Genomic DNA, 12187 nt, shown 5'->3' with positions numbered 1-12187 from the left:
TTTCAGTTACATAGCAAGGAACTACACGGTAGTATGGTAGTCATACGTACCGATAAGAACGAATAATGAAAACAGCACTAGAGGATCAGACGATGATCCGATATTATTGTTAACAGAATTAACAAAAATGACATATTCAAGATGGGAGTTTTATGCAGTTAGTCGATTTAAATCCACATGATCCTGAAGTAGTACACGTGTTTTCTGATATAGACCGACTTATAAACTCTTTATATCCAGTTGCAACCGCACAATCATTAAGCGTCGAAGAATTAGCAGAACCTAACGTGTATGCAATTGGCTTAAAAAACGAGGATGGTATTGTTGCCTGCGGTGCTATTGTGATGCAAGAAGGGAATCCGCCTTATGGCGAAATTCGCCGTTTGTATGTAAAACCAAGCTATCGAGGTAAAGGGTTATCACGTCGTATTATGCAAATTTTACTGCATCATGCGGGAGAGCAACAAATTCCCCTTATTCGCTTGGAAACAGGCCCTAAGCAAACAGAATCAATTAGTTTGTATGAGAACTTGGGGTTTCATCGTTGTGGGCCGTTTGGTAATTACACTGAAAACCCACAAAGTTTATTCATGGAATTAGGGCTTAATCAATAACGAGTTAACCTAATCACATTATTTATGGGGTTATTGTTATAGTTAAATTATGTGCGCGTCTGTTTGGCTTTTTGTCGCTTATTGTACTCAGTGCATGTGGCGATACTAAACAGTCAGACACGGTGCGTGTATCCCCCGAGCAACGTAATAAACATAGCCCTTCTGACCTTGTTGTTGGCAGTAATACCTTTTATTTCAATTCATGCCATTCGGTAACCGGTGTTTTTAATGACAAGGGTGAAATTACCTCGCGAATTATATTGAAAATACCGCCTCGCTTTTTGAGTACTTGCTCCAGTTCAACTGAAAACCCGCGCCAGTTAGAGTTTGATGGCACCTACCTGATTGTTAAACTCTGTCGTGTTGCCTTTGGTGCCGGAGGATGTGGGGTTGAAAAATACAGAAGTAAAGACTTTGAACATTGGCAAGAGTATATCGGTATCACGTGGCGTAATGGTGAGCAATATGAAGCGTGGCGACAGTTAGGGTCTTCCTCTGCAAAGGCTGACGAAATTATTCACGTTAAGAACTGAGAACGCCACGCACTAAACACGTTATTAAATACGCTGATTCTTCAGCCAATGTAATCTACAACTTAATCAGTTTCTCACATCAAAAATCACTCGTTACGAGTAAAAATACTTGTTGGACTTAAGTCACTATTTTTCTTTTAATGCGCGGCAATACCCTTGCCGATTTTGGCACCATTAAATAAAAGAGAAAGATAGATGAAAGAGACAACATCACTAGAACAAGCTCGCACGAGCTACAATGTTCGTCATTGGAGCCAAGGATTCTTTGGTATAAATGATCAAGGTGATGTGTATGTTGCGCCAAAGGCCCATGCCCCAGAGCAAACCATTGCACTTATCGATATAGCACAGCAACTACAAGACAAAGGTTTAAGTTTGCCGGCGCTTGTACGTTTTCCTCAAATTTTACATCACCGTGTACACAGCCTGTGTCAGGCATTCAATACGGCGATTGAAAACTATGGTTATCCGAGAGATTACCTGCTTGTTTACCCAATTAAAGTGAATCAACAACGCGAAGTGGTTGAGGAAATTGTGGCAAGCCAAGCCGATGTTGAGAAAAAGCAATTAGGTTTAGAAGCGGGCAGTAAACCCGAACTACTGACCGTTTTAGCGATGGCAGAAAAAACCAGCGCAGTGATTGTATGTAATGGCTACAAAGATCAAGAGTATATTCGTCTGGCACTTATCGGCGAAAAGCTGGGTCATAAGGTTTACATCGTACTGGAAAAACTATCTGAATTAGATATGGTGCTTAGCCAAGCAAAAGAGCTAAACGTGAAGCCTCGTATTGGTATTCGTGTTCGTTTAGCGTCACAAGGTAAAGGCAAGTGGCAAGCGAGTGGCGGCGAAAAATCAAAGTTTGGTTTATCGGCATCGCAAGTACTGAGCGTGGTAAATCGCTTAAAAGCGTCTGAACAATTAGATTTAATTCAGCTTGTGCATTTTCATTTAGGGTCGCAAATGGCCAACATTCGTGACGTACGTTTAGGCGTGAGCGAAGCGGCACGCTTTTACTGTGAGTTGCGCAAGTTAGGTGCGCAAATAGAGTGCTTAGATGTGGGTGGTGGCTTAGCAGTTGATTACGATGGCACACGCAGCCAATCACATAACTCGATGAACTACAGTCTTAGCGAATATGCGAATAACATTGTTTACACCATTGGCGATACCTGTAAGCAGTATGAGCAACCAATGCCGCGTATTATTTCTGAATCTGGCCGTGCGCTGACTGCGCATCATGCGGTATTGATTTCGAATGTGATTGGTACTGAAAGCTACGAGCCTGAAGATATTCTTGCGCCTGCGGCCGATGCACCTCTTTTATTAAACAATATGTGGACATCGTGGCAACAGCTAAGTGGTGATAACGACGACCGTGCGTTGATTGAAATCTACCATGATAGTCAAAGTGACTTAGCCGAAGCACATAATCAGTTTGCACTGGGTTTACTTGATTTAACAGAGCGTGCATGGGCGGAACAAGTTAACCTTCGTGTCTGTTATGAACTTAACAAACACATGGATAATAAAAACCGCTTTCATCGTCCAATTATCGATGAATTGAACGCGCGTTTAGCAGACAAGTTTTTTGTGAACTTTTCATTGTTTCAATCTCTACCCGATGCATGGGGTATTGACCAAGTGTTCCCTGTTTTACCATTGAGCGGTTTAACAGAAGCACCACAAAAACGTGCTGTACTACTTGATATTACGTGCGATTCAGATGGTGCCATGGAGCACTATGTGGATGGCCAAGGCATTGAAAGTACGCTACCTGTGCCTGCATATAGCGAAGAAAAACCATATTTAATGGGCTTTTTCTTAGTGGGTGCTTATCAAGAAATTTTAGGCGATATGCACAATTTATTTGGTGACACACACAGCGCAATTGTGAAAATGGATGAGCAAGGTCAGGCAGAGATCACTGAAATTAACGAAGGTGATTCGGTGGCTGACATGATGCGTTATGTGCATTTAGATGTAGAGAGCTTCCAGCAGTCTTATGCTCAGCTGGTGGCTACAAAACTGCCAGAAACTGAACAGCAAAGCGTGTTAGACGAGCTGCAAGCTGGCTTAAGCGGTTACACTTATTTAGAAGAGTTATAAGCAATGTCGACATTGTTTGACCATACAGATCATTCGTTATATTCAAACGGCATGACGTTTTTACGCCAGCCAATGGTGCAAAACATCACTGCAATTGATGCGGATGTCGTGGTATTAGGTTTACCTTTTGACTTAGCAACATCGGGGCGTCCAGGTGCGCGACTAGGTCCAGACGCTATACGCCGCGCCTCTGTACACCTTGCATGGGAAGAAACCAAATACCCTTGGACATTCCCATTGTTTGAGCGCTTAAAGTTAGCAGACGCTGGGGATTTTACCTACCCCGTAGGCGACCCTGAGTATTTTACTGCGCAGCTTGAATTAGCGGCTGAGCAAATTTTACGTCAAGGTAAAACGTTACTAGGTTTAGGTGGCGACCATTTTGTGACGTTGCCATTGTTGCGCGCACATGCCAAACAGCATGGTAAAATGGCTTTGGTGCATTTTGATGCGCACACAGACACTTACAGTAATGGTTCACGCTATGACCACGGTACTATGTTTTATCATGCGCCGATGGAAGGGCTGATTGACGTTGACCACAGTATTCAAATTGGTATTCGCACTGATTTTGATCAGAGCAAACATGAATTTGCGGTCATTGATGCCATGGCAGCAAATGACCTGTCGGCAGATGTGATTGCAGAGCAAATTAAAGCGCGAGTAGGGGACTTACCTGTTTACCTGACTTTTGATATTGATTGCCTTGACCCCGCATTTGCACCAGGAACTGGCACACCAGTATGTGGCGGTTTAACCAGTGATAAAGTGTTAAAAATATTAAGAGCGCTTAAAGGCATTAATATGGTGGGTATGGATGTGGTTGAGGTTTCACCCTCGTATGATCAAAGTGAGCTTACAGCCATTGCTGCAGCCACGATTGCTAATGAATTACTGCATTTGTGGGCCTTAAAACACAAATACTAAATGTGAGATGCAAAGAGCGCCCTTAGGCGCTCTTTTTTATTGGCAGTAAGTTTAAACTTAGGCGCTGCGAACATCGACCCTTAATTTTAACTTTTGGCCTGGTTGAATGTATTTTTGCCCAGCCAACGAGTTCCACTTTATAATATCATCCACAGAGACATTAAACTTAGCAGCGATACGTGCTAATGAATCGCCACGGCGAACTTTATAGGTAATGGTGCGCTCGGTCGTTTTAGTCGCTGCAAGCTGTGTTTTTTCATCTTTATACACCGTTAGTGTTTGACCAACACGTAACACTGCATTTTTCTTAAGATTATTCCACTTAGCAAGTTCAGCAATTGTGACATCGTATTCGCGGCTTATGTCCCACAACGTGTCACCACTGGCTACTTTATGGCTCAGTTTTTTTCGCGTTGCTTTATTTGCAGCCATGCGAACAGAGTCTGGCAGGTGTTGGCTGTTAATTTCGCCATCACTTAAAGGCACTAATAATTGTTGCCCAACACGTATTGTGTTTGATGACAATTTATTGAGTGTTTTAATCGCTCCCGCACTGGTTGAAAACTTTTTCGCAATAACCGATAAGCTATCGCCGCGCGCCACAACATACTGTTGCCAGCGTAAACGATCTTTTTGCTCTGTTTTTGCCAATTTCTCAGAGAAGGTGTCTATTTTATCTGATGGTAATAATAAGAAATGCGGCCCATTCGGATCGGTTGCCCAGCGGTTAAAACCGGGGTTCAAACGGTATAACTCCGTTAAGCTAATACCTGCCATATCTGCAGCGAGGGCTAAATCAATTTGACTTCCTACGTTAACGACATCGATAACTTGTGCATTAATAATCGGTTGCCACTTAATGCCAAATTCATCGCTACGTTTAACAAGATCAGAAAGTGCGAGCAGTTTTGGTACGTAAGAGGTGGTTTCTTTGGGCAAATCTAACGACCAGAAATCGGTCGGTAAATGTTTCTTACGGTTCTTTTTAATCGCTCTTAGTAAACGACCTTCACCTGAATTATAGGCTGCAATTGCATTTAACCAGTCACCTTCTAAGGTCTTGTGCAAATAGGATAAGTAATCCAATGCAGCACGCGTTGATTGTACGATGTCGCGACGACCGTCATACCACCAGTTTTGTTTTAAATCGAAACGCTCGCCTGTTTGTGGCATAAATTGCCATATGCCTGATGCACTGCGATGTGAATAACCAAAGGGATCAAATGCACTCTCAACAATTGGCAGCAGTGCAATTTCGATAGGCATTTCACGTTTTTCGACTTCTTCAACAATAAAGTAAAGATAAGGCTCGGCACGTTTGGCGATACGATCTAGGTATGCTTGATGGCGTGCATAATAGTTACGCTCGGCGACAACAGGGCGATTTTGCGGTACATCAATAGATAGCTGGTAGCGAATACGCTCCCATACATCATCAAATACTGGGGGGGGCTCATCAGTATCAGCTAATTGCTGATACTGTGCGTTGAGCATCAATGCATCATTGATGTCACTGGGGCTTGCGCCTGCAAGCTGTTGCTCAACACGGTTGTCATTATCTGACCCAGCAGTGTCAGTTGCTGTTAATTGACAGCCACTCAAAACCAGCGCAAGCGTTAAAACTAAAGGAGACTTATACATACATACCCATACATCAGGTAAAAAAACTCGGCGAATATTACCTGCTCAGAGAACATATTGCCACTTTATGACCAATTTATGTCAGCTTATTTTTACAACGTACTGATCTAAAAATACAAAATTGTAACCAAGATAATACACGTTTTAAAAATTATCTTTCCACGCCCTGAGACTAGCAAAACGTTGCCAAGGTTCATTTAAGTTAAAATTAACTTTTAGCGTGTTGGGTAGCTGGTCAGTTATGTGGGGCAAATGACTGCGTAAAAATGGATTTAGCTGTTTTTCAATGGCAATGGTGGTGGGCAGACTGATGTCATCATTTGCTCTTAATGTGTCTATTTTATCACTGTACCTCAATAATGCTTCATTTGTTGGCTCAACCGCCTTAGCGAACGCTAAGTTGGCTTGCGTATATTCGTGGGTACAGTAGATTTTACAGTCATTAGGCAGCGATTTAAGTTTACATAACGAATGCCACATTTGCTCTGCACTGCCTTCAAATAAGCGGCCACAACCAGCACTAAAGAGTGTATCGCCCGTAAAGCTCAATTCATCATTAACATAACAAATGTGATCCAAAGTGTGGCCAGGTGTAGCAAGCACTGTAAATGTGCGATCATAAACCGTGACTTTGTCTGCTTCTGAAAGCGGGTGATTAATCCCTTTAAACGGACTGTGTCTTGGCCCGTATACGGGAATGTCACGGTTGGTTTTGAGCAATGGCTCAACACCATCAGTGTGATCATAATGGTGGTGTGTAATTAAGATACCTGCCAAGGTGAGGTTATGCTCATCAAGATACCGGTTGACGGGGTCTGCTTGGCCTGGATCAACGACCCAAGCGCTTTGTTGGTCATTATTTACAATGCACCAGATATAATTATCAGAAAAGGCTTTAATTGCTTTAACTTGCACCATGTTTAATTGCTCTATAAAGTGACAGTTAAGATACAGTATAACGAGCTCAGAAAATGAAACCAGCCCTTAGTTTTCAAGAAGGTCCTAAGCCGTACTCGTGGCAGCAGTTCCCTCATGGGGACTATTTGCGTTCTGAAATTGAAAGAAAGTTAACACCTTGGTTGCCACGCATGTTTGGTTACCACATGCTTAAATTAGGTAATTTAAGTGGCGAGCTTGCTACGAGTGAGAGCCCCATTAAGCATCAGGTTTGTGTTGCTGAGCCGGGCTTATTTACCGGTGTTATTGCCGATGTTGATGAACTGCCTTTTTATGAGCACAGTGTCGATGCGTGTATTTTATCTCATTGCTTAGAGTACCATTCTGACCCGCATCATATATTGCGAGAAGCACACCGTACGCTGATCCCAGGTGGATACATTGTAATAAGCGGCTTTAATCCATTTAGTTTATGTGGCCTGGCTCAATTGTTGCCGTTTAGCCGTCAAAAGCTGCCTTGGACGGGGCGCTTTTTTACCCCTTCACGCGTGAAAGACTGGCTGAATTTATTAGGGTTCGAAATTATTTCTGATGAGCGATTTATCCATTCATCGCTTGCACGAGGTAATCGATTATCGCGATTTGCGGCATGGCGTCGCTTCGGTAAACATTACTTAAAGCCTATGGGCAGTGTCTATTTACTCGTGGCACGCAAGCGAGTAGCACCACTGACGCCAATTAAACCTAAATGGCACGCAAGACCTCAATTTTCACCTGTAAAAGGCGCAGGTCTTCGCCAAACATCAAAGCAGCACTGTGAGCGGGATAGCTAAATAGTGCTGTTTGCCATCGTTTTTAAGCGGGTACTGGCCAGCGCGAATATTTAATTGAATCGACGGATGCAACAATTTTGGCACTGCTAACGTTGCATCTCGGCTTTCACGTATTGCAATAAAACTCTGTTTATCACCTTTTAAATGCTCGTTTTGCTCTCGCTGTTCTTTAACCGTTGTTTTGTACGCGAGTGCTCGGCCGTCGGGTTGATAGTCGTGACACATCCAAAGCACGGTATCATCCGGCAGTGATAAAATACGTTGTAAAGAATCATATAACTCAGCCGCACTGCCGCCTGGGAAATCACAACGTGCTGTGCCGCTGTCTGGCATAAAGAAAGTGTCGCCAACAAATACATTGCCATTTATGTGATAACACACGCTATCAGGGGTGTGACCGGGGGTGGCAATGACATCGACTGTAAATTCCCCTAACTGAAACTGTGCTTTATCAGCGAATAGTTGCTCAAAGGGTTCGCCATTACATGGCATATCAATATTATAAAGCTTACTGAAATGTGTTTGTACGTGAACAATACCTTCACCGGTGCCCAGTTTACATGGGTGAGCGTGTTGCAGTTGCTGTTTAATATAGCTTGATGCGGTAATGTGATCTGCATGAGCATGTGTTTCGAGCAACCACTGTAATGAAAGTTTATGCTGCTTTATGTAGGCGATAATTTCATTGGCAGTGCTAAAACTTAATTCACCACTTGGCATATCAAAATCAGCTGGTGCATCAATAAGTAGGCAGTGTTTGCTGTGTTCACACCATACTAGATAGCACAAAGTTGCGCTTTGTTGATGAAAAAAAGAGTGAATGCGCAGAGCCATAATGAGTCCTTAATTATTGTTATAGCTAAATCTTATAATATATAACAAAAACTTTAAATGCTCTGCGTTAATTTTTAACTTGCTTCGTCGTAACCGGTGTCTTCAAGTAGGGCATTGCCACCTGCTGCTTCACGGGCAAGGTCATCAACGAGTTCATTGTATTTATTCCCGCTGTGACCTTTTACCCAACGCCACTCAATGGTGTGTCGTTGGCAAGCTGCATCAAGGCGTTTCCACAAGTCGACATTTTTGACGGGTTTTTTGGCTGCGGTTTTCCAGCCTCGTTTTTTCCAGTTTTCAACCCATGACTCAATACCTTGTTTGACATATTGGCTGTCGGTGGTAAGGATAATATGGCAGGGGCGGGTTAATGTTTCGAGTGCAACAATGGCTGCGAGCATTTCCATCCGATTATTTGTAGTAAGGGTATATCCTTGGCTTAATTGCTTCTCATGACCGTTATACCGCATTACTGCGCCATAACCACCTGGCCCCGGATTACCTAAACATGACCCATCGGTGTAAATCTCTACGGTTTTTTGCACTGTTTTACCTTGATATTATGTACAATAAAGTGATTATAGAAAGATACCAGAGTCAGGCTTAAGACGATATGGCACATAGACAAATAGTTTTAGATACAGAAACCACGGGTATTGACCCAAAGCAAGGCCATCGGATTATTGAAATCGGGTGTGTAGAGCTTGTAAATCGCCGCCTTACTGGCAACAATTTTCACGTGTATATTAATCCACAGCGTGACATTGAAGAAGAAGCCATCGATGTTCACGGTATTACTAACGAGTTTTTACGTGATAAACCGTTGTATCACCAAATAGCGCATGAATTTCTTGAGTACATAAAAGGCGCAGAACTTGTCATTCACAACGCGGCGTTCGATATCGGCCATATGGATAATGAGTTTGCGCTGTTGAATCAGGGCTATCCGAATACTGAAGATGTCTGTCAAGTTCTTGATACCTTGAAGATGGCGCGTGATTTGCATCCTGGTCAAAAGAATAACCTTGATGCGTTATGTCGTCGTTATGATATTGATAACTCAAAGCGAACCTTACACGGCGCATTACTGGATTCCGAGATTTTAGCCGACGTTTACCTCGCCATGACCGGTGGGCAAGTTAAGCTAAATTTAAATCAGAATAAAGATGAAGGTTCAGAGCAACAAATGGGTGGTATTCGACGCGTGAGCGCTGATAGACCACCACTGGTTGTATTAAAGGCCACAGAGCAAGAGCATGCCGCTCATGAAGAGCGTTTAGACTTGGTCGCAAAAGGCGGTCAATGCTTATGGCGTGCAGAATAAGGTAATAAAATGAGAAAACAGCTTCTAGCAGGATTAGTGTGTGTATTGCCCTTGATGGGACTTGCCACTGAGCAAGATAAAATAACCCCGTTACAGCGTGACGGGATTCAAAATGAAATTCCTCTACTAGATAACCGTTTTCGCATTGATCACAACGTTGATAAAATTACGTTATTATTTTTCCGTAAACGCGGTGCACCCGCCGTGGTGCTTGTACGCCCAGATGGCAGCAAGTACTACGCGACTGACTCGGTGAAGAACGCCAACTTAGATTGGCATGATGAACTAAGCTACGATTTGATCACCATCACAGACCCGATGCCTGGCCCTTGGCAAGTCGTTGGCAGTATTTTGCCAGACAGTCGAGTAATGGTATTAGGCGAAATTGAATTACGTGTAGACCCTCTCCCTCCCATGTTGTTTCGTGGCGAAACCATTAAATTAACAGGCCGAGTACTCAATGATGGTAAGCCAATTGAGGTGGGGCAATTTCGAGATGTCATAAGTTTACATGTTGATTTTGTAAGTACCAATAACAGTGACTTCGCTAATTTTGGAGCGGGCACGCAAAGTGTTACCGATTTTAAAGATGATGGTCGTGGGTTTGATGAGCGCCCCCTTGATGGTGTGTTTACCGGGGAGTTTAAATTAGTCTTCCCAGCAGGGGAGTGGCAACCAGAGTTATATATAGAAACACCGATATTAAAACGCACTGTAGTACAAAAGCCGATTGTTGTTCATGAGCCTCCTTTTAGCTATGACATGGCATTAGCAGAGCAAGATACCGATGAGCATACCTTAACGATTACTTTAAACCCTGAAATCGTCAAACCAGAAACAGTGCTTATTCAAGGTAAAATCTATTACCCCAATAATGAAGAGCAAATGTTTTCAATTGATGCTGATAAATCTCAAACCAGAGAATTAGCAATCAAAAATTATGATTGGGGTCGATACAGTGTCGAGCTATCGGTGTTTGGTAGTAATATAAATGACCGTGAATTTATGGCGACGCTGCCGACGTATAAATTTGAAATTGAACGACCCATTGAAATTGTACCTGAAATTGTTCGTCCAGAAGTCGATTTAGCAGCGCAAGCTGAGCAGCAAAGAATCCTAGAAGAAGAAAAAAAAGCATCCACTGTGCTAATGGTGACACTTATTGTTGTTGGAAATTTAATCGTTCTTCTATTAGGGTGGTTAGCCATTCGTATTTTTGTGCAAAAGAAACCACTTAAATTCAAATTATCGTTACCGTTTTTAAAGAAAAAAAGCTCATCTGAAAATGTTGAGCAAGCAACGAATGAAAATGAAGTTGGCAAAAATGGTTCAAAAAATGACAAATCAGGTGAAATTTTAAACCTTTCGATGTCAGATGACTAAAAAACCTGTAAAAATACAAAAAAGCCCTTGACGAACCAGAGGGTGATTCGTATTATTCACGCCGCTGTCAGGGGAGACTCAGTCAGCAACGAAATTGTGGAGTGGTAGTTCAGTTGGTTAGAATACCGGCCTGTCACGCCGGGGGTCGCGGGTTCGAGTCCCGTCCACTCCGCCAATTTTAGACAATTTGTAAGTACGCGCTGGAGTGGTAGTTCAGTTGGTTAGAATACCGGCCTGTCACGCCGGGGGTCGCGGGTTCGAGTCCCGTCCACTCCGCCAATACTTACACAACTAATGGTTGTAAAACATTTTCCTTTGCGGAGTGGTAGTTCAGTTGGTTAGAATACCGGCCTGTCACGCCGGGGGTCGCGGGTTCGAGTCCCGTCCACTCCGCCAATAGGAAAAAATAAATAGCATTAGATACTGCGGAGTGGTAGTTCAGTTGGTTAGAATACCGGCCTGTCACGCCGGGGGTCGCGGGTTCGAGTCCCGTCCACTCCGCCACTATTTAACAGCTATTTAATTACAAAATTTGTATCGCGGAGTGGTAGTTCAGTTGGTTAGAATACCGGCCTGTCACGCCGGGGGTCGCGGGTTCGAGTCCCGTCCACTCCGCCAACAAATTAAGTAATAACAATGATATCTCTGCGGAGTGGTAGTTCAGTTGGTTAGAATACCGGCCTGTCACGCCGGGGGTCGCGGGTTCGAGTCCCGTCCACTCCGCCACTTGATATCATGAACAAATTTAGTGCATTACCCCATGCACATACCACTGCGGAGTGGTAGTTCAGTTGGTTAGAATACCGGCCTGTCACGCCGGGGGTCGCGGGTTCGAGTCCCGTCCACTCCGCCATTTGTTTTCCTCAAACAAATGATTGATTTTAAAAAACACCCCTTTATTCTGATAATCTCGTATCTCGTATCTCGTATCTCGTATCTCGTATCTCGTATCTCGTATCTCGTATCTCGTATCTCGTATCTCGTATCTTTCCAATTAATACCATTCCGCATAAAGATTAAATCAATTTAATCCATTCCCGATTGCACATTTTCTTCACTCGATCTGGTATCGAAATAAAGTGATTCCATGCC

At 43.2% G+C, this 12187-nt stretch carries 11 protein-coding genes and 7 tRNA genes; 14 read left to right on the top strand and 4 right to left on the bottom strand.

The annotated features are described in order from the left end of the window. Positions 1 to 152 precede the first annotated feature (152 nt). The 4 genes from ACSSVW_RS19695 to speB all read left to right on the top strand — a co-directional run bounded on the left by ACSSVW_RS19695 (position 153) and on the right by speB (position 4183). A complete protein-coding gene (locus tag ACSSVW_RS19695; protein WP_036967450.1) occupies positions 153 to 614 on the top strand; it encodes a GNAT family N-acetyltransferase in 462 nt (153 codons plus the stop codon). A 71-nt stretch (positions 615 to 685) separates the two neighbouring features. Beyond that, on the top strand, positions 686 to 1147 hold the full coding sequence (locus tag ACSSVW_RS19690) for a hypothetical protein (RefSeq protein WP_454180011.1): 462 nt from the start codon (positions 686 to 688) through the stop codon (positions 1145 to 1147). A 195-nt stretch (positions 1148 to 1342) separates the two neighbouring features. Beyond that, the gene (gene speA, locus ACSSVW_RS19685; protein WP_036967452.1) at positions 1343 to 3256 is read left to right on the top strand and encodes a biosynthetic arginine decarboxylase; all 1914 of its coding nucleotides are present in this window, start codon (positions 1343 to 1345) and stop codon (positions 3254 to 3256) included. Between the two features lie 3 nt (positions 3257 to 3259). After that, positions 3260 to 4183, top strand: coding sequence for an agmatinase (gene speB, locus ACSSVW_RS19680; protein WP_036967455.1), 924 nt, complete (start codon positions 3260 to 3262; stop codon positions 4181 to 4183). Positions 4184 to 4240: 57 nt separating this feature from the next. Here speB and ACSSVW_RS19675 read toward each other — a convergent pair whose 3' ends face one another. Then, positions 4241 to 5824: a LysM peptidoglycan-binding domain-containing protein gene (locus ACSSVW_RS19675; protein ID WP_065979329.1), complete on the bottom strand. Its 1584-nt coding sequence runs from the start codon at positions 5822 to 5824 to the stop codon at positions 4241 to 4243. A gap of 144 nt (positions 5825 to 5968) precedes the next feature. Further along, positions 5969 to 6742, bottom strand: a complete 774-nt coding sequence (gene gloB / locus ACSSVW_RS19670) for a hydroxyacylglutathione hydrolase (protein WP_454180010.1) — start codon at positions 6740 to 6742, stop codon at positions 5969 to 5971. A gap of 53 nt (positions 6743 to 6795) precedes the next feature. On the opposite strand from gloB, the gene ACSSVW_RS19665 reads away from it, so the two are divergent. Beyond that, positions 6796 to 7554, top strand: a complete 759-nt coding sequence (locus ACSSVW_RS19665) for a class I SAM-dependent methyltransferase (RefSeq protein ID WP_454180008.1) — start codon at positions 6796 to 6798, stop codon at positions 7552 to 7554. Here ACSSVW_RS19665 and ACSSVW_RS19660 read toward each other — a convergent pair. Next, positions 7525 to 8388: an MBL fold metallo-hydrolase gene (locus ACSSVW_RS19660; protein WP_454180007.1), complete on the bottom strand. Its 864-nt coding sequence runs from the start codon at positions 8386 to 8388 to the stop codon at positions 7525 to 7527. The genes ACSSVW_RS19665 and ACSSVW_RS19660 overlap by 30 nt on opposite strands. Positions 8389 to 8462: 74 nt before the next feature. Beyond that, on the bottom strand, positions 8463 to 8933 hold the full coding sequence (rnhA, locus tag ACSSVW_RS19655) for a ribonuclease HI (protein ID WP_118844425.1): 471 nt from the start codon (positions 8931 to 8933) through the stop codon (positions 8463 to 8465). A gap of 68 nt (positions 8934 to 9001) precedes the next feature. On the opposite strand from rnhA, the gene dnaQ reads away from it, so the two are divergent. The 9 genes from dnaQ (at position 9002) to ACSSVW_RS19610 (ending at position 11948) form a co-directional block, all read left to right on the top strand. Further along, positions 9002 to 9712, top strand: coding sequence for a DNA polymerase III subunit epsilon (dnaQ, locus tag ACSSVW_RS19650; protein ID WP_454180005.1), 711 nt, complete (start codon positions 9002 to 9004; stop codon positions 9710 to 9712). A 9-nt stretch (positions 9713 to 9721) separates the two neighbouring features. After that, positions 9722 to 11095, top strand: a complete 1374-nt coding sequence (locus ACSSVW_RS19645) for a TIGR03503 family protein (protein WP_182395077.1) — start codon at positions 9722 to 9724, stop codon at positions 11093 to 11095. A 98-nt stretch (positions 11096 to 11193) separates the two neighbouring features. Continuing rightward, positions 11194 to 11270, top strand: a tRNA-Asp gene (locus ACSSVW_RS19640). Positions 11271 to 11297: 27 nt separating this feature from the next. Continuing rightward, a tRNA-Asp gene (locus ACSSVW_RS19635) sits at positions 11298 to 11374 on the top strand. A gap of 40 nt (positions 11375 to 11414) precedes the next feature. After that, positions 11415 to 11491: transfer RNA gene (locus ACSSVW_RS19630), tRNA-Asp, on the top strand. Positions 11492 to 11522: 31 nt separating this feature from the next. Further along, positions 11523 to 11599: transfer RNA gene (locus tag ACSSVW_RS19625), tRNA-Asp, on the top strand. Positions 11600 to 11636: 37 nt separating this feature from the next. Continuing rightward, positions 11637 to 11713: transfer RNA gene (locus ACSSVW_RS19620), tRNA-Asp, on the top strand. A 31-nt stretch (positions 11714 to 11744) separates the two neighbouring features. Then, positions 11745 to 11821, top strand: a tRNA-Asp gene (locus ACSSVW_RS19615). A gap of 50 nt (positions 11822 to 11871) precedes the next feature. After that, positions 11872 to 11948 (top strand) — tRNA-Asp (locus ACSSVW_RS19610). The last annotated feature ends 239 nt before the right edge of the window (positions 11949 to 12187 follow it).

The organism is Pseudoalteromonas sp. MBR-15 (assembly GCF_053628915.1).
Note: the sequence above shows the minus strand (reverse complement) of the source record. Positions and strands in the feature narration are given on the sequence as shown.